Annotated in this window: 18 protein-coding genes; 3 read left to right on the forward strand and 15 right to left on the reverse strand. The window is 35.0% G+C overall.

The window, feature by feature from the left end; translation table 11 throughout:
• Positions 1-653 precede the first annotated feature (653 nt).
• The 14 genes from G5B32_RS13265 to G5B32_RS13330 form a co-directional block, all read right to left on the reverse strand.
• Positions 654-1,508 (reverse strand): nucleotidyl transferase AbiEii/AbiGii toxin family protein, encoded by an 855-nt coding sequence (locus G5B32_RS13265; protein ID WP_149914152.1) that lies wholly within the window; start codon positions 1,506-1,508, stop codon positions 654-656.
• Positions 1,505-2,143 (reverse strand): hypothetical protein, encoded by a 639-nt coding sequence (locus tag G5B32_RS13270; RefSeq protein WP_149914153.1) that lies wholly within the window; start codon positions 2,141-2,143, stop codon positions 1,505-1,507. The genes G5B32_RS13265 and G5B32_RS13270 overlap by 4 nt, the downstream gene beginning before the upstream one ends.
• A 420-nt stretch (positions 2,144-2,563) precedes the next feature.
• Positions 2,564-3,154, reverse strand: a complete 591-nt coding sequence (locus G5B32_RS13275; protein ID WP_149914154.1) for a glutathione peroxidase — start codon at positions 3,152-3,154, stop codon at positions 2,564-2,566.
• A 266-nt stretch (positions 3,155-3,420) separates the two neighbouring features.
• Positions 3,421-4,056, reverse strand: a complete 636-nt coding sequence (locus tag G5B32_RS13280; protein WP_149914155.1) for a nitroreductase family protein — start codon at positions 4,054-4,056, stop codon at positions 3,421-3,423.
• Positions 4,057-4,058: 2 nt separating this feature from the next.
• Entirely contained in the window at positions 4,059-4,484 is a 426-nt protein-coding gene (locus G5B32_RS13285) for an organic hydroperoxide resistance protein (protein ID WP_165292012.1), read from the reverse strand.
• Positions 4,481-4,909, reverse strand: a complete 429-nt coding sequence (locus G5B32_RS13290; protein WP_160070374.1) for a MarR family winged helix-turn-helix transcriptional regulator — start codon at positions 4,907-4,909, stop codon at positions 4,481-4,483. Before G5B32_RS13290 ends, G5B32_RS13285 begins: the two co-directional genes overlap by 4 nt.
• A 639-nt stretch (positions 4,910-5,548) precedes the next feature.
• Positions 5,549-6,427 carry a phosphodiester glycosidase family protein gene (locus tag G5B32_RS13295; protein WP_165292013.1) on the reverse strand — a complete coding sequence of 293 codons (879 nt, stop codon included), beginning with the start codon at positions 6,425-6,427 and terminating at the stop codon, positions 5,549-5,551.
• Positions 6,428-6,436: 9 nt separating this feature from the next.
• Positions 6,437-7,528, reverse strand: a complete 1,092-nt coding sequence (locus G5B32_RS13300; protein ID WP_165292014.1) for a YdcF family protein — start codon at positions 7,526-7,528, stop codon at positions 6,437-6,439.
• A 56-nt stretch (positions 7,529-7,584) separates the two neighbouring features.
• Positions 7,585-9,183, reverse strand: coding sequence for a BACON domain-containing protein (locus tag G5B32_RS13305; RefSeq protein ID WP_165292015.1), 1,599 nt, complete (start codon positions 9,181-9,183; stop codon positions 7,585-7,587).
• Positions 9,184-9,272: 89 nt separating this feature from the next.
• Positions 9,273-10,178: a sugar phosphate isomerase/epimerase family protein gene (locus G5B32_RS13310; RefSeq protein ID WP_206366899.1), complete on the reverse strand. Its 906-nt coding sequence runs from the start codon at positions 10,176-10,178 to the stop codon at positions 9,273-9,275.
• 46 nt (positions 10,179-10,224) lie between these two features.
• Positions 10,225-11,991 (reverse strand): RagB/SusD family nutrient uptake outer membrane protein, encoded by a 1,767-nt coding sequence (locus G5B32_RS13315; RefSeq protein WP_165292017.1) that lies wholly within the window; start codon positions 11,989-11,991, stop codon positions 10,225-10,227.
• Positions 11,992-12,003: 12 nt separating this feature from the next.
• A complete protein-coding gene (locus tag G5B32_RS13320; RefSeq protein ID WP_240899063.1) occupies positions 12,004-15,522 on the reverse strand; it encodes a TonB-dependent receptor in 3,519 nt (1,172 codons plus the stop codon).
• 170 nt (positions 15,523-15,692) lie between these two features.
• Positions 15,693-16,883, reverse strand: a complete 1,191-nt coding sequence (locus tag G5B32_RS13325; protein WP_165292018.1) for a FecR family protein — start codon at positions 16,881-16,883, stop codon at positions 15,693-15,695.
• A gap of 43 nt (positions 16,884-16,926) precedes the next feature.
• On the reverse strand, positions 16,927-17,499 hold the full coding sequence (locus tag G5B32_RS13330) for an RNA polymerase sigma factor (protein WP_165292019.1): 573 nt from the start codon (positions 17,497-17,499) through the stop codon (positions 16,927-16,929).
• A gap of 648 nt (positions 17,500-18,147) precedes the next feature.
• On the opposite strand from G5B32_RS13330, the gene G5B32_RS13335 reads away from it, so the two are divergent.
• Positions 18,148-18,564, forward strand: a complete 417-nt coding sequence (locus G5B32_RS13335) for a response regulator (RefSeq protein WP_165292020.1) — start codon at positions 18,148-18,150, stop codon at positions 18,562-18,564.
• A gap of 101 nt (positions 18,565-18,665) precedes the next feature.
• On the opposite strand, the gene G5B32_RS13340 is transcribed toward G5B32_RS13335, so the two are convergent.
• A complete protein-coding gene (locus tag G5B32_RS13340; RefSeq protein ID WP_165292021.1) occupies positions 18,666-18,977 on the reverse strand; it encodes an integrase core domain-containing protein in 312 nt (103 codons plus the stop codon).
• 476 nt (positions 18,978-19,453) lie between these two features.
• On the opposite strand from G5B32_RS13340, the gene G5B32_RS13345 reads away from it, so the two are divergent.
• On the forward strand, positions 19,454-20,275 hold the full coding sequence (locus G5B32_RS13345; RefSeq protein ID WP_165292022.1) for a helix-turn-helix domain-containing protein: 822 nt from the start codon (positions 19,454-19,456) through the stop codon (positions 20,273-20,275).
• Between the two features lie 410 nt (positions 20,276-20,685).
• Positions 20,686-20,916, forward strand: coding sequence for an IS66 family insertion sequence element accessory protein TnpA (gene tnpA / locus G5B32_RS13350; protein WP_165292023.1), 231 nt, complete (start codon positions 20,686-20,688; stop codon positions 20,914-20,916).
• Positions 20,917-20,970 lie beyond the last annotated feature (54 nt).

The following is a 20,970-nucleotide window of genomic DNA, read 5'->3' on the forward strand; positions in this document are numbered from 1 at the left end:
GACACAGCATTTGAAATAGCTCGAAAAACACAAACTAACTGGTGCACCGTAGAAAAATATTTAGAACACGGAATACTTTCAACAGATAGGAGTACATCAGTTACATTATAATAGATATATAAACGAAATCAAACACATGTGCAGTTAGGAAATCATTCCTACCGCCATGTTTAGATCCTTAAAGGATATAGGACTAAACCATCTTGTGAACGATCGTTCACAAGATGGTTTAGCTTAAATTTTCCAGATAATAAACACAAAAGGAATCGAACATATCCTCAACCATTAAAATCAATAATCCTAATATCGTGACTAATTGCATTCCTTTACCTTTACCCAAAATACTATCAATTTATGTGACAAATCCAGAATTTAGATATTAATAGTAATTTGTAAACAAAAAAAATCGATACAAATTAATAATACCCTAAGAAGTATAATTATTATATTAATAAGCTTGCTATACGGTCTTTAAATAGTAATATTTAGAGGCCATTTGTTGCTTTTTAAGGATAAAAGTGGCTCAAAAATGATTCTAGAATAATTTAGTGTTATTATTAAATTATAATCTACTATAAATCTAGAGCATTATGGAATGATATTTTAAATTTTGCAAGGAATATTAACTTCATAAGAGCTTGATCGAGCTGTGTTTACTGGAATTTAAGTTTCTCTACTAAGTCAGTAAAATATTGTTGCCCCCAAATTTCAAGGCTTGCATCATTTTTTATGAACGGAACAACATCTTCTTTTACATGATTAAATGAAATAGTTTTGATTTTTTCATAAAGAAGTTCTAAGATGTCATTTTGGGTCATTTCTTTTTCCTTCCAGTCACCAGTATCTATTGCTCTAAGCTTAAAATGGTTTATATCAAGAGATATACCTTTTTTTATATACCACTCCAAATCATACCAATCCCTTCCTTTCACTCTATTTTTCCATTTGCGGAATAGGAGTGCGTGCATTTTTCCTGCAAATAGACTCGGTTTGTCGAAACATTTTACATAAAAGGAAAAGGGATGAGTTAATAGTTTCATTTCTGTTGTAAACCCGAGAGGTGGCTGACGGTCGACTTCTATCTTAATCTTTATGCCCCTATTGGTAGATTTAATACCAGATTGCTTTACTATATCTTCCAATACCAGCTCTTTCCATTCTGTTTCAGATTTCAGAAAGGCTGAATCTATATTTGTTTTTTCTTTTTTCTCTTTCTCTCGGATGCTAACCTTCATACCGATAGATTCAAACTCAGTTAAGATAGCTTCGAAATAAGGTTCAAGGGAAAAATTTGGGTCAGCTTCCAAAAGTGAAAAATCAAGATCCTCAGAAAACCGGTCTAGACCGTAGAATATCCGTAGGCACGTTCCACCATAAAATGCAGCCTTTTCAAAAAAATTTGTCCTTGAAAGACCGGCTAGTGCCACTTCTTGCATGATTTCCCTTAAAGCTGAAAGTACTTCTTCTGTGTTTTTAGGTTCATATTCCGATATCCATTCTTTAATCATAATTTTTTAAGGGTTTTAATGAGTGTTCTTAAACTTTCGTTTTTTGGCGCATCAGGAATCCATGAACTTAATTCCTTAATATTGAGTTTTTGTAGCCTTTCAGCATCTATTCGTAAGTCTTCAATCAAAAAATCATATGTTTGGGATATGCTTCGTAAATTAAGTCCTGCTTTGCTGATTATTTTATCAAATAATGCTTTTTCAGGTGAAGCTATAAGGGCAACTTGTCCCGATATGAGTTCTACGCTTTTTATTCCAAAGCTGTAATACGGTAAAGGCATAAACCGATATGTAAACCTCCCAACAGGCGTTTTTATTTTTTTTGAGAGCTTCATCGTAACGGAACTTATTTCAAAGACCCGCTCAGGAATAAACCCCCAGTAGGAAAGAGCAGTCTCAAGTGACACATAGCTCGGACCCCACAAATAATTTGCTATTAAAAAGGGTTCTGGCGCTATTAAATCTGTATTTCTGCCAGGAATATATAGTCCTCTTTTTAAGAGTATGAGGTCTCCATTTTTAATAAGTTCACTAATTTTATCATTTGGTCTTTTGTAATCTTTAAGCATATCCAGCATGACCTGTCTGGTGAACGGTGCATTATTGAACTGTTTGGCTAAATATCTAAAGTCCATAATTGTTAAATTGTTTTACAAAAATCGGAAAAATACCGATTTAACGCAAGTATTTTAACATAAAATGTTTGTGAAATAACTTCATTTTAATCGGTTTATTTCCGATTATTATCATGTAAATTAACATATATTTTTTTTGTTATATGTTCAACGACATTAAAAACTAGATAATTAATAGCTTTCTTTTGATATTGCTTGAGAAGTTAGAGCAGATAATAATCCTGTTTTCAAAAATTAAATTTACCTTACAAATAATGTAGCTACTCCTAGTTCACTCTCATTATCCAACTTACCCGTTGTCAGAAGGATGATTTATTAAAGCATATTTTTTAATGTGCGCTTCTTATTATTAGCATCTGCTTCATCCAAGAGTGAACTTAATTATGTTATTATAACATTGCTATCTTTACAACTTATATTTCACTGATCTATTGTATTAATAATCAACTTATCAACAGGAGAAATAGAGGGTCCAAAATAATTCGTTAAAACCCCGTGTTCATTGATCAGGTATTTGCTGAAGTTCCAATCTGGAGCATGGTCATTCCAACCATTTACTTGGGCATTACTTAGCCATTTGAAAATAGGATGCTGGTTTTCATTCTTAATTACAACACTTTTTGATGTTAAAGGAAATGAAACTCCATAATTTACTTGGCAGAACTGACTTATCTGCTCATTACTACCTTTTTCTTGCTGGCCGAAATCATTTGAGGGAACAGCGATTATCATAAGTTTTTTATTGTGTTGCTCATATAAAGCCTGCAATTCTTCATACTGCCCTGTATACCCACAATCTGAGGCTGTATTAACAATCATTATTTTCTTCCCAGCAACCAAAGATGACGTTAAGTGTTTTCCATTATTTAGCACCAGAGATTCTATGGGAAATGGCTCTTTGGGAGCAGCATGGTTTAAATTAGATAGAACAATTCCATTTTTACCCACCTTACCTATTTTTCGGATTAGAGGATAAAAAAACCGTACTATTTTTTGTTTTAGTGAAGCCATCTTTCTTGAGTTTAATGTTTATAATGATTAGACTACATTGCTTATTGTAAAGGGTACAGTTAGCTATATATTCTTTAAAAATTGAATTATGGTTTTTTCTTTTCTGCTTAGCGTATAAACTATAATTGATAGTTATTTCAAAAGTTGCAGGATTTAAACCCCAAATTAATCTATTAAAATCATTTGGGGTTTGAATATTCAACCCACAAGTTATCAAGTATTTATTTTGTAAACAAGAATACAAAATAAACAGCCATACTTTAATATTAATAATACCTTATAGAAAATTTATCCCACGGTTTGCGTACCTTCTTCATAGATGCTAACCAATCATTCTCTTTATTAGCATATCCGACATACATCAAGGAAACACTTTTTAATCCTAGGCTATCCAATTCTAATTCTTTATCAACAAGCAAATTATCAAAACCTTCTACGGGTGTAGAATCAATTTTTAACTCTGCAGCTTGCGCTAGTGCTAAACCTAGTGCAATATATGTCTGTCTAGCGATGTGAGCATGATTTTCTTCTGCTGTCTGGTTCAAATACATTTCTTTGAGCTTATCAGTATAAGAACTAAAACGGCCTTGAGGTAACCCTCGCTCATGAGTTGTCCAATCGTAGACTTCATCAATGCGCTCTGCTGTGTAACGATCCCAGGCCGCAAAGATTAACACATGTGAACAGTCACGCATGCAATCTGGATTCAATGCCCCAGCAGTTAACCTTTCTTTAATTTCTTGGTTTTTAATCACCAAAACATGAAAGGGCTGTAAGCCTGAAGATGTAGGTGCTAAACGCGCTGCCTCTACTATTTTATTGATATCCTCTTCGTTTACTTTCTTTGAAGAATCATATGCTTTTACGGCATGACGCCATTGTAAATCTTGTATTAAAGCCATACTTAATCGTTATTTGAAACTGCTAATATTACATCCATATTACCACGAGTGGCATTTGAATATGGGCATACCTCATGTGCCTTTTCAATTAAATCTTTGGCCACATCAAGGCTTACTCCAGGGATATTAGCATGCAGTTCTGCAGCTAAAGCAAAACCACCTGCACCATTTTGTCCAATAGACACTTTAGCTGTAACACTAGTAACACCTGTTTTGATTTTAGCTTTACTGATAATAAGATTAAGAGCACTATCAAAACATGCAGAATATCCTGCTGCAAATAACATTTCAGGATTCAGATAATCATCATTTGCTCCTCCCAATGCTTTGGGCATCCTTACTTCAATATTTAAAACCCCATTTTCTGTACTTACTTTACCATTTCTACCTCCGGTAGCAACAGCCTGTGTAGTGTATAATGCTTTCATGTTTTTATGGTATTTAAAATTTTATTTATAATATGTGTTAATTGAATTTGTTCCTGATCGGTAAGCGATGATTTTTCTTTTAATTGCTTTGGTATACATTCCGCACTTTCTTCTAATGATGCTCCCTTATGGGTTAATGATATTTCTACAATACGTTCATCAATAGTGCTGCGATTACGATTAACCAAAGATTTTGCTTCTAATCTTTTAAGTAAAGGTGTTAAGGTCCCACTATCTAAATGCAATAGCTCTCCTATTTCGCGAACATTTAACTTCTTGTACTCCCATAGCACTAGTAAAACTAAATACTGGGGATAGGTAACATCAAGACTTTCTAATAAAGGTCTATAAGCATTACTTATTTCCTTTGAAAGAGAATAAATTGGAAAACAAAGCTGATTAGATAATTTCAATATTTCTTTCATGCCAAACTATTATACAACAAAAGTAGAACATTAATATTGTGTTGTACACAATTTAATTTTGCAAAATATAATTATGACGAATATTTGATAAAACATTATCCTTAATTAAAATCAGTAAATTCTTTTATCAACATTAGCGTGAATTCAGTTTGAATGGCAAGAAATAATTATTTTTCTTGCCATTCAAACTGAATGTTTAAAGAAATTTTTTGGAAAAAAGACATAAGCATTCTTTTGAGAGATAACCATTAGTATTCCACCCAATCCCGACAACATACAACTTTCCATAATCCTTCTGAAATGCGCCTACAGATACAGGAAAAACAGATTCCCATATATAAGTTTATCGGGGGAATAGAAAAGCAACAGATGGCGTGTTCATAACATAATGCGATGATATTATCGGCACAAAAATGCTGAACATAAAGTGCCCTTTGCCATTTCTCTATGTGGGAGAATCTAAGTCTACTCGTAAATGGATACTGTGTGCCGGCATATTGAGCATCATGTTTTTTAGAAGAGGTTTATCAGTACCGTCTTCGTCAATCCACCTGACCATTCATGTTCTTTTATAAAACGGAGCGTAAAACCCACAGGTCTTTAGCCTGTGGGTTTTACGCTCCGTTTTATAAAAAATAATTATTTCTTAATAACGAATACTGTAGCTACTCCGCGTTCACCTTCATTATCGAACTTACCATTATCAGATGGGTGATTTACAACACCATAATTTTTAACCCAAGCTGTAGATGATCCACCTCCGTCATAATTAAGCGCTGAAACACAATCTAATGCGGACATGAAGCTTGAAAGCTCTGCAATAGACATGCCTCTTGATGAAGAAGCGCGTCCATCAACGACGACGACTAATAATTTATTATTGGATGTAAGTCCCACGGCGGTTCTAGGATGTCTAGCGGTATTAAAGTCTACTTCTAATTGAGTTAATTCTTTACCGCCAAATATTAAAAGTGGACCTCCTGCCAGCGCTGTAGGCTCAGTGATTGATGACCATCCTGCTGAGGGCTTCATCACTATGCTTGGTGATCCAGAGGTATTTAATATTAATGCACCATTTTCTCTGTAGCTGTTAAAGCCACTATTTGTTTCTTTGATAACTTTGCCATCACTTTTTAAGAATACTGTTGAGCCGCCCGATGTAGTATTAAAATAGCTCCCATTAAACGCAACTAATGCATTATGCTGATTTGCCGCTTCACTTGTCTTCAGAAAACCTGAAGAGACAAATGGTAATTCTATTTTTGCACCTTTTGATAAGTCTATTTCTAAAATAGTAACAAACTGTTTTGTTTCGAACAAATTATTAAAATGAAAACTTTTCCACTCTATACCCTCGGCTACGGTTTTTACGTCCCACTTGGTGCTGGCTAAGATTGCTTTAACGTCTAATTTCTCGACGTTAGTGTAATCGTATGGGAGTTGTGTTCCTTCCTCTTTTTTAGAACAATTTACAAAAAGGAATAAAAATAGAATACTATATAAAATTCTGTTTTTCATAGTAAATAATTAGGGGTTGTTAACCCATTTAACATTTAATTTCAATGGTTCTTGAATGATATTCAACTGCTTATCAAGTTTTAAATACTCTCTGTTTCTATAAAGATTTATTTCCTGACTATTATTCTGATAATTAACACCTGCGACATTAGATTTTCCCCAAGAAAATGGCCAATTTGGTATGAGCTGCTTGGCCTCTGCTTGCCTTTTAAACACGAATTTATTATTTCTTTTCTCAGCGATTAAAACAGCATTGTTTGAAAAAAGCACTAACTTATCATTTAATATTATCCCAGCATTAAAACCATTAATTCTCCAGTCATTAGGAACATTATCTATAAAATTATCCCATGAAAGTATCTCTTTAACTTTCATATTCCTTTTGTTAACAACATAAATCTTATTTGAAGTTTTTATAAACCATGTATTGCCATTATCAATGAAAGACCAAGTACCAGTTTGATCGGAAATTTTAGGGTCATTAAAGACATGGTTTCGTTGAATAATATTGATGAGGTTTCCACCATTCACCTCATAGATAGTAGAATCCATGAGATAGTAGGTATTATCATTATTTTCCCATGATACTTGAGGTGTCAACCAGAGGGCATTTCTAATAAATTTTTCATTATCTATTTCTCCATTGAAGATAGACACATAATCAAGTTTATCATTTTCTTTAGGGCTTAGGTCTCCTTCAATAAAAAACTTCGCATGTACTGCATCATGTTTTCTCAAGCGTGCAGCAACAGATACGGCATGCCAGTGATTTGAAACTACGAATACGGTATCGCCTTTTTGAATAATGTTCGATCCATATTCATCCTTCAGCACACGACTAAACACATAATTCTGAACAGTTGTTTTTGCATTTTCCTCTTTATATATCTTTGAGGGCTCAATGCCTAATTGAACTAATCCATTGTACATAACACTAGCCTCACAGATCGAAGACTTATGCGCACCACAACCACCAGAGACAATTATTTTATCTATATTTTGCACTTTATACAATCGATTAGCTATTTGTATTCGAGTAGCCAGAATTTCTGGATTGTCCGAACCTAGAACTAACATTATAGTCTTAGGGCTGGAAGCCATACTTACATGCAGAGAAAACAATATTAAAAGAAAGATAAATAATAGCTTGTTCATCCTTACTTAACTTTATATCCCATTATCTTTAATTGTCTTTCAGCACCAAACATATCTTTAGTAATATGATCAGAAAATATTGGATTGAACGTACTAGCGTAAGCAGATAACCCTTCTTTATCTACCCCCTTAACTAATGCTGGATTGTTTTGTCCTATAGGCATAAAATCACTATTGAGCATAGCACTAGGAACAAAAGAAGATCCAGCCTCTATAGTACCTTGGTCGGAATAAACAGAAGTCATAATAACAGAATTTCTAATAGTTGGATTAGTAGCTGTTGCCTCAACAAAATTATCTACATCTTTAGACGTAGAGGCTTGTATATTACCGGCTACCAGAGAATTGTAAATTTCTAAATTATTCACCAGATTACGTCTATAAACTCCCCCTCCAGGTCCTGTGGATGTATTATTCACTATCGTTGAACTAATTAAATAAACTGTAGTGCCACCGTATAGCATTACTCCGCCTCCACCATTGGCAGATGTTGACTTATTTCCCGAAATAAGAGAATTGATGACATAAGCCTTAGAATTCTCACGAACATACAAACCTGCACCATATGATGTATTAGAATTGTTCTTTATTTCACAGTTATATAATGTAATAGTGGCGTTAGGGTATCCATGAAGTCCTGCTGCCGTGCCTGATGCGGAGTTATTGTTAAACTGTGAGTTATAAGCGGTTAAATTACCATCAGCTAACCACATCCCTCCACCATTATTTCCGCCTTTATTATCGTTAATTTTTACATTTCTAAATGTAATATCCGCATTATTAAAGGCATAAATTCCAGCTCCATAACCTACAGTTCCTCCTGAGTTTGATGTTTTATTATCAACAACTTCTACATCATTTAATTCAACTTTGGCGTTTGCAATTAGCATTCCGCCACCCCAGCCGCGATTATATCGTACATCAGCTATTGTTACGTTACTTCCTCTATTGGTCGCATTCCCCCCTTTTATAATAATTCCGCTGATTGAAACTTTTGACTCGGCATCAAATGCTGCTGTAATGGTTACCGTATGATAACAATTAACAGAAGCTGAGAGCTGTCCATCAAGAATTGTTTTATAAATACTAGGATTCGATTTAGAGGCAGAAGTAGCATTAGCTTCAAAGCCACCGATTAGGGTTAAATTTTTAGCAATTTCGAATGTATTATCCGCTTGGTTTGTTGCATCACCATTTCTAATTGTTTTACTTGGTTTATATATACCCTCTGATAAATAGATGATACTATTAGTGGTAGATTTTTCCAAAGCTGTATTCAAATCTGTTGCATTAGCCCAAGATTTACCATCACCAGTTCCATCAGGCTTTACATAAAATACGGGAGCTTTCCCGGTTTCCTGAACAACTAATACCTCACGCTCATTTTCAGCACCCATTTTCACCAGTATTATTCCCGAGCGCTCATCATCCTCATTAGCCAGGGTTGTAAATCCAACTTTATTTTTTCCTTTTTCAAAATTAGCACTATCCAGCGTAATCCACGAGGCCTCAGTACTAACCTCAATATTTTGATTTGATAGGACATCAAAAGTGTAACGTTGTGATTTATTACTTACCTCCAAATAGGCATTTCCTATCATAAGCTTGCTTTCAAAAGTATTATTTTCTTTTTTACAAGCTATGAAGAGTGAAACAAAGGCAATTATTAAGATTAAACAATTAATATTCTTCATAATTCAATACGTTTGTTGTTAAGTTTATAATTGTTATAATCAGCTTCTAAAAAATCATAACAATCTTTAAGTTCCTTTTCGTCAGTATATTTACATTCATACATAAATACACCTGTATAATTAATCTTCTCTAGTGCCGCAAATATTAAGTTCCAATTATTTTTACCTAATTTATTACATGGAAGATAATGGGCCTCGGAAAGTCCATCTCCGTCGGACACATGTAAAGTCTTGACACGTGATCCAAATCTTTCAATTAATAATTCGGAGTTCATAATATGGCACATATCTACGGCAAGTCCTACATCATCAGGAAAAAGGGAGAACACGGTTTCACACTCAGCAATAGTGCGCATTAAGGGTCTTTCTCTTTCACCTACTGTCAGCTGCGGACCTAGCATGTTTTCAACCACCATTTGCATATTATGACGGCGGGTTTCTGTGTTCAATTCAATTACCGATTTCACCAACTGTGAGATCCTTAATTCTCGTTCATTGTTTCCTAAATAATACGAAGGATGAAAAAGAATAATTTGGGGCTTCAAAGCAGAGAGCACCTTAATTAACTCAATATGTGTCTGTACCACTGCGGTTCTCTGAGATTCTGTTATTTGCGATAAATCAATCTTTTGTGAGAAAGGCATATGAATAGACCATACTTTGACACCTGTAGCATCTAGTATCGTTTTTAAACTGTCTATTTTTACTTTCCAATAATCTTGATCATACTTTAAACTTAGGTCCTTGTTAAGTAAAGATCCTATATTAGATAGTTCAATGTAACGGATTCCTAAAGACTTAGCATAAAGCATTTTCTCTTTGGTAATTGCCTGTATATTTACGGAATATCCAATTGGCATTGAGGAGGGTCTTACCTCTGCAAAAAGCAGTGATAAAGACATCGTAAATAATGTAATAAAAACTAGAAAAAGCTTGAACGTTCTCATATTACCAATTTGGATTTTGCACTAAATTCTTATTAAGTAATAAATCCTCAGAAGGTATTGGTGCTAAATAGTCTTTTTCTTCATCAAATTTCCCTCCAGTTGGGAATGGATCGATATTTCCCGAATTTGCATTTTGCGCTCCAGTGAGTGGATTTCGTAATGTTCGTTGTAAAATGTTTACTAAAGAAGTTACAGAAGAAGGCGCACCTGCTGTAGATCCCGTATGTAACAATACATCAGCATTACCGTCTCCGTTAAAATCATGACTTCCAACACCTGAGAAATAAATACCCACCATCGGCTGTTCAATCTTTTTGCCTGCTTTCCAGCGCATCAAATCGTCCCAACGAAACCCTTCATTGAATAGCTCAGCGCGGCGTTCACGACGAATTTCCAAAATCACTCCTTTATTTGGACCCTGATCAACATTTGTGTACATATTTTCCAAATAGGGATCAGGATTTGCGTTGGCATTTACTAAATTCAAATTCGGCATCCCTGCGCGTGCTCTTAATTTATTGATTGATAAATCGAGGTCAGCTTGAGTAATGGTGCCCAATTCGGCTTTTGCTTCTGCGTAAACCAATAAGGCCTCTGCGTATCTAAATAATATAATGTCAAAGAAAGATCCAGAAGTTGCCCACTGTGAATTATCCGGAAGAGCTTTTATCAGTCTATATCCAGTTGTTGTGATAGATAAATTCACGGGTTCTCTTGTAGTTTTTCCTGTTACCTTAAAATCAGGACCTGCGGTAATCTGCGTTAACCGTGGATCTCTATTTTGCATCTCTTGAAAGAAGCTATAGGTTTGATATCCTGACCTATCGGTAAAACGCGATCCATCACTCATTAAGAAACTATTTACAAAGTCTTTAGTTATACCGTATGATCCTTGGGTAGCAGAAGTAAAAGAACTTCCCAATGAATGTACGCGCTTTCCTGTTTCATAATCAATGGCCAAAATAGTTTCTATATCATTTTGACTGTTTCTTCCAAAAAGATTTCGGTATGCAGCCTCACTTCCTCCTTCAGTAAACAGGGTATAGGCACCAGAATTTATTAATTGTTGTGCTGCCTGCTGGGCTAGAGTTAGATACTCTTGATGACCGGCTATACCGTGATACTTTCTATAGGTTCCCTCAAATAATGCAATTCGTGCCTTCAATAACATTGCTGTGTAGCGAGTCACTAAGTTTACTTGTTTCTCAGCCGGAATATTTTCAATTGCATAATCCAGATCTGCCATCACCGAATCCATTACTAATATGCGAGAATCACGACCTTTATAAAGGGCTGGATCCTTAGCGTCCAGAACAGTACTATACCAGGGAACATCTCCAAAAGTTTTCACTTTATCATAGTAAAAGTAGGCCCTAAAAAAGCGCGCTATACCACTAAATTTTGCTTTTGCGGCTTGGTCATCGGCTTTGTGGTAATTACTTAAAAAATAATTAATCATCCTTAAGTTACCCCATGACCAGCCCCCTGATCCGCTACCCACGGGAACTATCCTGCTACCACGAATTTTTGTACTGGGATTTAGTGGCACCAAGTTATCTGAACCAGCATCCTCTGTATAAATGCTAAAGTCTGGCAACATTGCATATAATGCATTTGATGCAACTTCAAGATCCTTAGCCGTATTAAAGAAAAAAGGTGCCTCCACTTTATCTTTAGAGGATCTATCTAAAAAATCATCGTCACAAGAACTCAAAAACGACAATACTGCTAGAATAATTATGTTTATATATAGAATCGAAATCTTCATTTTACACCTGTTTTATAAATCCAATATTAAACCAAAAGAATAAGTCTTACCCATAGGATAAACACGCTGATCTCCTCTATCATCTGCCGTAGCTGGTGAAGATAGGTTAATAGCAGAGCCTGCTTGTTCAGGATCAATATATTTGGTTAATCCTCCAAAAGTCCATGTGAAAATATTTTCCCCACTAAAAAATAGCCTTAGCTTTTCTATTTTGACCTTGCGTGTCATTTCTTGTGGCAAAGAATAACCTACAGTAAGATTTTTAGCGCGAATAAAACCCACATTAGTTAGGTAGTAATCATTAATTTGATACAAAGATCTATTACTTTGCAGTGAAGAATATCCTCTATATATCTGCGGATAGGTATTTGTTTTATTATCAGGAGTCCAAGCATTATCCACCAAATCTTTCCTCAAGAACGATAAGTAAGGTCTTTGATAAGTTCCCCAGTATAGCTCACCAGTAGGGTACCAATCTTGTCTAGCAACTCCTGATAAGGCCACAGAAAAGTCTAAATTTTTCCAGCTTGCACTTAAATTAAGTCCAAATGGAAACCTTGGTGTAGCGTTACCAATGCGCTCTAAGTCTCCATGATTATCTAGTGTATTCTCGCCATTATCAATTTTTCCATCACCATTTAAATCTAAATATTTTACATCCCCACCACGCAGGTAATTCCATTCACTATTTTGCACTACGTTAAAAATGTCACCATATACTCGAGCCAGTGAAGTGGCTGGGTTAGTAAATGTACTTTGATATGCTGCCGCTTCTTCATCAGACTGGAATTGTCCAGCCACACGATAGCCCCAAATTTCACCTAGTCTCTGGCCTTCATAGTAAGAACTTAACAATCCATTAGGGTTATTATATTTAGTGATGATACCTTTGAAATTGGAAACATTTGCCGATACGCGGAATTTCAATGGGGAGCTTAGCACATCAAAACTATTCTGGTAGGAAATATTCAGCTCATAGCCTTCATTGCGCAGACCTGCGTAATTCTCCTTAGGCTCACTAGCACCAAATACTGCAGGCAATGGCTCTCCAGGAAGATACATCCCCTCTACATTCTTACGGTATACATCCAAATTCAAGAATAATTTATTATTTAGCAAACCAATATCAGCTCCAAAATTCAAGCTTCTAGTGGTTTCCCAAGTCACTACACTAGGCAGTGGTCCAGGCATCTGTGCTATTGTTAATGGGTTGCCCTGATTTAACCAATTATTAGATCGCGTTACGTTCATCAGCTCTTTGAACGTATTTACATCTACAGTTTGGTTACCCAATTTACCATATGATGTTCTAAGTTTAAACGAGGAAACATAAGGCCTTAGGTTTTGCCAAAAATTCTCCCTATCCATTTGCCAACCTAGCGATACGGAGGGGAAGAATCCCCAACGGCTATCTTGAGGAAAACGTGAAGAACCGTCATAGCGTCCATTCATTTCAAGGAGATACTTATTATCATAATCATAATTGAAGCGCCCAAAAAATCCTCTCACAGCCCAATCCATTGCCGAGCCCGAAATATTATTCATGGTAGTAGCTAAAGCAAGATTGGAGAGATCTTCCAACAACAAATCATCGGCAGTTACCTCTACGCGATCTCTGTTAAATTGTTCTTGGTTAAAACCTGCCAGCAATTTAAAATTATGTTTTGAATCTAATTTTAGGTTATAGGTAGCAAAAGCATTTAATGCATTATATTTATCTTTCCAGCGATACTCTGTTAATCGGTTAAGCCCCTCTACGGTATAGTTTAATCTGTTACCTTTTAAATATTCAAATTGGTTTAAGCGTAGTGTTCTGCCTGTATTATCAATACGATTACTATAATCAAAATTTAACACTAATCCTTTAACAGGCTTAGCTACTGCACGAAAAGTATTGGTAAATTCTTCTGTAGTAAATACACGCCAAGAGTTCCCAGCAAATAATCCTGCATTACCACCTTGTCCACCCGTACCAGTACCAATATCTGCAGGAATGCCATCAACACTCACGGGGTAGAAGGCCATTAAATTGTACCAAGTCGTTGTACTCCATAAACCGCCGAATCCGTTTGAAAAACCGCCATAATCTTTATCACGCTCGTTTATGAACTGCGTGTTGGCAGACAATTCTAACCAGTCGTTAGGACGGAATACAATATTCGATTTAAAGTTCTGACGTTCTATGCCTGCATCTTTATTAATATTATTAATACTTTGTCTGTCATAAACCCTTCCTGAGAAATAAGCAGTTAATTTCTCCGATCCCCCTGATACCGAGACATTGTGAAAATTTGACAATTGGTTCTTACGAAATAATTCATCCCACCAATTGGTCTTATAGAAGAATTTATTTGTTCCATCAGCTTGCAATTCATGAAATGGTGAAATTTGTCCATCGGCAACCATTCTAATTGTTTCCCAGTCCATAGCATTATACTGACTATAGCTACTACCATTATATCCATAAAGGGCTGCATCTACAGTTTTTGCGTACACATACGGATCGGTAATAAAATCAGTCCTTGCAGCTGGAGATGTCCAAGCAAAATTATTAGAATAGTTAATGGATGTTACACCTGACTTTCCAGTTTTTGTGGTAATAAGTATTACCCCGAAAGCTCCACGCGCTCCATATATCGCTGCTGAAGCGGCATCTTTTAATACGGTCACCGACTCTATATCATTTGGATTAACACGTGTTATATTACCTTCAATTCCGTCAATTAATACAAGTGGACCTCCACCATTAATGGAGTTAAATCCACGTACATTAATATCTGGCGTTTCCGATGGGTCTCCATTATTAATCTGAATATTTAGTCCTGGCATTAACCCTTGCAGAGCCGTTGCTATATTAGCATCAGGTCTAAGTGCTATGTCTGAGGCATTGACTTGTGAAACAGCACCCGTCAAGTTAGCCTTCTTTTGGACACCATACCCAACGATTACCACCTCCTGTAGATCACTTGATTTAGCATTTAGCATTACATTTACAGGCTGGCCAGCGAGATAAGCAATAGTTTTATCTTCGTATCCCATGGCAGTGATTATCACCTGACCTTCTCTTTGAATTACTTTAAGGGAGAAAGATCCATCTTCTGCTGTCGCTGTTGCGGCATTACTGTTTACAATTCTTACAGAAGCTCCTACCAATGGACTGCCATCATCGCCAACAACTTTTCCTTGAAGCAACATTTGTTGCCCTTGATTTATAGAAGAGTTCGCCGTGATCTCCGGTGCTTTTCTTATCAGCACGGTCTTATTTTGAACACTATATACAAGACCACGTGGGCTTAAACAATGGTCCAATACGGCTTGTAGATCAGCATTTTTCATATGCAGATCAATTTTTCCGACATTTTTTAACTCAGAGCTATTAAATAGAAAGTCCAAATCCGTTTGTTTTTGAACAATATTAAGTACATCTGAGAGTTCTGCTTTTGATACCGAAATATTTATTTTTTGCGCAAACACATTAGCTTGAGTTTGTATAAATAATCCGAATACGAAAAATGAAATGAATTTCATCATAAGTACACATTTAAACAATTGTGGGTGGGTCCGCACAATTGAAGTAATATTTTTATACATTTGGTTATATTTGGTTTTATAAGTTACACACAATTTTATTGGCCAAGTATTATATTCTTAAGGGGTAGTATTGCCGTACTGCCCTTTAAAAAATTTTAGGTAATCTATCTCTACTTCATCACCTTCACCCTCCCCTCTTGTAATTCAAAATGCAAATCAGAGACCTCCTGTATTGCTGTTAAAACATCTTTAAGTTGCTTTGTTCTTTTTATGCTTCCTGTGAATTTATCTTTAAGGTTAGTTGCCACTTGGACATCTTCTATATAATACCACTTGGAGAGTTCATTCAAGATGGATTCAATCGACTGATCTTGAAACCTAAATACGCCCTCACGCCATGCTAGTATCTGATTTAGATCAACATTACTATCGACCCGGATTGCAGATTGGGAACCTACTGTTGCCTTTTGACCTGGCTTAATAACGGTTTGATCAATGCTTGTATTTACCGCAATGGATCCACTTATTAATGTTGCCTGAACTTCTTTATCTTGATCATATGCAGATAAATTGAATACTGTTCCTAAGACATTGATTTGTGCATCTTTCACCTGAACAATAAAGGGGGTATTTTTGTTATGCGCTACCTGAAAGAATCCCTCTCCTTTGAGCAATACATTACGATCCTTAATACCATAACTGGAAGAAATATTTATACTAGATCCCGAGTTAAGATGCACGGTGGATTTATCAGGCAGGGTCAACTTTAGTGTAGATCCTTTTTTGGCGGCAAACATATGAAAGCTATTCAAATCGAAGTCTGCCGAGCCTGCTTCATTATGTATAGTCAGCTCGTTTTCTGCAACACGAACAATAGATAAACCTCTATGGGAAATACTATCATCAGGCAATAAATCTAGGTCTAAAGTTCTCCCATCAGCAAATTGAATATTACTACTGTTACTAGCTAGGGCTTTAGTATTATCCTTGGATAAGCTTTCAAGAGCGGACTTATTGGATTCTATACTGGAATTATGAGCTATATGATTCAGAATGAAATAAGAGAAAATAAAGAGCACAGCCACAGCAGCTGCAACTTTATAATACAACACCTTATTGGACTTTTTAATAGAAAATTCTTTCTGCTTTTCTATATCATCTATTTTGCTTGAAATACGATTAAAGACATCTTCTTTAGCAAAAGAGTCAGCTGCATTGTCCTGACCACTATCGGCATAGAGACTAAGAAGGGACTGGGCATCAATATCTTCTAGAGCCTGATGAAATTCCTCAAACTCTTGCGCCGTTAATGTGTTGTTACAATGTTTCTTATATAATATTTTAAGTCTTTGCTCGTCCAATGTACCGTCTTTTTATACAGTACACATAACTAAGGGTGTAGTACTAGTTGAAAAGAAAAAAAATAATTAAAAGGGGGATTTCATATTTAGTGGCCCTGAAGGATTTCCTCAAATAGGCTAATGCTTGCGCTATATGGTTTTTAACAGTATGGGGAGAAACACCCATTTTATCAGCTATTTGCTGGTGTGTAAAACCTTCAAATCTACTTAATTCAAATGCTATCCTTTGCTGCTTTGGCAATAATGCTACTTTTGAAATCATTGATTTTTCAAATTCTGAATATTCAATTTTCTCCTGCACATCATTTATATGTTGAACAGACACCTGTGTTAAATAGGTATTTGCATACTTGAGTTTTCGTAGGTTATTTAAGCAAATTCTTTTAGCGATAACAAAAATAAATGAGGTGATTTCTTTACTCTGGTCAATATACTCTTTGTTTACCCACAAGTTGACAAAGGTTTCCTGCACGACTTCTTCTGCAAGATAAGGATCTCTTAAAATTTTATAGGCCACCTGATAAACAAATGAAGAATAGGTGTTGTAAAAAATCTCAAAAGCTTTTCTATCTCCCTGCTTTACAGCATGAATTATATCCTTTGACAGAGAATGCATAATTAAACTTGATATCCAGTTAGTTCTACTAATTTCAAATCAAAGATATAAAACTTAATATTCTTTGCGTCATTTTTATGATTATCCTTATGTTAACTTTTACCCCGGGAGAATTAAAATTTTGGTAGATTATAAAATGAATCAGTAAATAGAAAAGCTGCTTCCCATGTACATGATAGCTCCAGGGAATGTAGAAAATAGCATACCCTAATTATTAAAAAGTCATAGTTTATATTAGCGAATTAATTTTTTCATCTGGGTAAATTGTAGCGGTTCTGAAGTGTTCGAAATGATGAAAAAAAACCGTAAAGCTTACCACTTGACACACTCCAGCAGCTGGAGATGGGTCATAAGCAACACAACTCAAAACCCAGCTAAAAGGTTTTAAAACTGAATAAATTGTATGGCAAACAGTATTTTAAAAAAAAAAAATATTCCATATAATGAAAAATGTTTGAAATTATTTTTTGTATATTTAGGATAAGGAAATCCCCTCGATTAGAGCGTATGGAATCTAAATTATGAGAGCAAATTAAATCATTAAGTATTAGCCTTTTCCGCTATAGAATTGTATATCATGCGCGTTTAATTCTATTAGAGTTAGAATTTAGTATTTTCCGAGTAACTCACATAAAAAGTGTATTTATCATGAAATCAATTCGAGTAACACTTGTTGAGGATAACATTCTACATCGGTTTTTATATTCAAATTTTATTAAATCATATCCTTCATGTACTATTGAAATCGAAACATTTGAAAATGGGCTTGAGGCGTGGGAACATTTCAATTCTATTAAAGATCGGCCATCATTATTTCCCGATTTGCTACTATTAGATTTAAATATGCCGATAATGAATGGTTGGGAATTGGTTGAAAATTTGGCTGTCAATCAATTTGATTTCATCTACAAATCAACTATATATATTATTAGCTCATCTTCCATATCACTAGATACGAATAAAATATATGATTACGAATTTCTTGATGGCTATATGATTAAGCCAATCAACCGGCAGGATATTCATAAAATTCTAGATCATACCCTTGGAAAAAATAACAACTAAATGGGGTGTAACGCTCCCTATTTTCGGCCTGGCATCCAGGCGAGTTTTCAAATTTAAAAATAGTTGCTATCGATAGGTCAATCTTTTTTAAAGTTGACCTATTAATAATATGACGCCGGCAGGGTATCGTATTCCATTTGTATCTTTCCTCCCAATGACTCATGTGTTCTTTTGTAGTTGTAATCCTTAATCCATTCTTCTGCAAGTATCTGTACTTGCTGTGTAAAGAGGTAGGCATCAAGGATACTTTCCCGAAACGTGCGGTTGATACGTTCAATGTAACCGTTTTGCATCAGCCTCCCTAGTTGAATGTACTGTATCTCTATTTCTTTGCCAGCAGAATAAATTGGACTTGCTGGGTGCCCTAGAGATACCCATGTGGCCCTTGTTACCTGTAGTACTACGCAGACCATTAGAAATATCACGAACGGAATCTGCAGATGAAAGATGTCAGAAAAGCATACTAACAAAGTCTGTCCAACTGTTGACTCCTTTATGATGCTTGTCGAATTGGTATTTCTGAACTAATTTTATTAAAAATGTCACGGTCTACTACGCCTAAAATCTGAGAAAACACGTTTATATTTACTATGGCGTTAGTATTATTTTAGCGAATTAAATATAGCAATCACTGCTATATTAAACCTCCGCCATTTTTTTTCTTATTTACGATGCTTCTGACTTTTTATAAACATTTATTTATGTATATTGATAACTGCAAATTAATAGAATAAATCTGAAAATAATTAACAACCAATTGGTTAAGTGACCAATAAATATAATATCAAAAATATGTATACCTGACATTAAATTTTTTAAGATAAATAAAAAAAGGGGGAACCAAAACATAAATATATATACTACAAAAACAAGTAAATTAAAAGCAAATATGGAATTTGGCATTGAGCACATTAGCGCTGAAAACTTAAAAAAGAACGCTACGTATAATCTTACGCAATCATGTTATAATTTAATCATTACCCAGGAAACTAGGAATAATGTAATAATTAACAATAGAAATGTAGATTTAGAACCTTATTCAGTTCTTTTCTATACATCATTAACAAAAATTAAATTAAAAGAAAATTTTTCATTCCAATATGTTTTCTTCAGTGATCTATTTTATTGCATATCGGAAAAGGACAGTAGTTTAATTAAGCAAGTTCTAACAATGGGGCATCCCTCGGAGGGCTATGTAAAAATTGTTATACCCAAGGATTATATAGACTTTTCTCAATTCATGGTAGGAGAATTAACACAAGCGAAAGATAAAATTCCAAACCCTCTGGTTAAGGATTTGATTCATCTAATGCTTACGCAAACATTTATCTATATATTTTTGGAATTATCAAAAAATCAAATAACTCCTACGGCAATAAATAGCCATGAAAGGAAATTGCTGTGGAAATTTCAAGAGCTTATAAATGAGCGCGTGCAACAACAAAAGAATGTATCGTTTTATGCTGAAACGCTTAGTATATCCCCAAGACGATTAGCTGCAATTACAAAGAAAAGTTTGTCAAAAACCCCAAAAGAGGTTATTACAGATGGGCTTATTAAAAAGGCTAAACAAAAGCTGTTTTACACAGATTCCAGTATAAAGGAAATTGCATGGGAACTAGGCTTTAATGATGAAAATAATTTCAGCTCACTTTTCCACAAAAAAACGGGATTGACCCCTACTGAATTACGGAATTCATTGGTAATATGATTCACCATCAAATTAGCAATGAACTTTAAAGATCTCCATTATTTAACAAAGTAAGCAAAGCACAAGTCCTTCCCCAAGTCTTTATTGCTTACTCTAAGATAGTGTATAACAATTACATAAATTTTGAAATATTAATCGAAATTGCTGCTGGAAAAATAATATACTAGATTAAACTCAGCGGGTTGATTTAAAATCAAATAAAACATTCGTCGATATACTTGTATAGTTAATTTTCAAGTTTGTTAAGTAACTTATAATAACAAATAGCTACTTAATTTTTAGGTCTATGCCCCCCCTCTTTCTGAAGAAAATTATCATATTTAATTTTAGTACATGAGTAAGCATCTGGTTATCCCCCTGTATGTTTGAATAGGTTAACTTTCTAGCTTTGCCTTATTAAATTTATAATTATGGTAATAAGTAATCTTTCGAGCGAAATGCACAATCATTATGTTTGCTGGCAACGCAGTGGTCTTAGTCAGCGTTCGTACTGTTTGGAAAATAATCTACGCGAAGGTCAATTCCATTATTGGATTAAGAAGTTCCGGCAAATGGATTCCCATGCCAATAGCGTGAATTCTGGTTTCGTTCCTCTGGTTGTTACCGCAAGTAACAGTACTAACCCTTATCGTAGAAATTGAGCATAAAGATGGCCATTGTATCCGTTTTTTTCAATCGGTAGATGCTTGGGTCCT

It is taken from the genome of Sphingobacterium sp. SGL-16 (genome assembly GCF_011043515.1).
Lineage (GTDB): Bacteria > Bacteroidota > Bacteroidia > Sphingobacteriales > Sphingobacteriaceae > Sphingobacterium > Sphingobacterium litopenaei.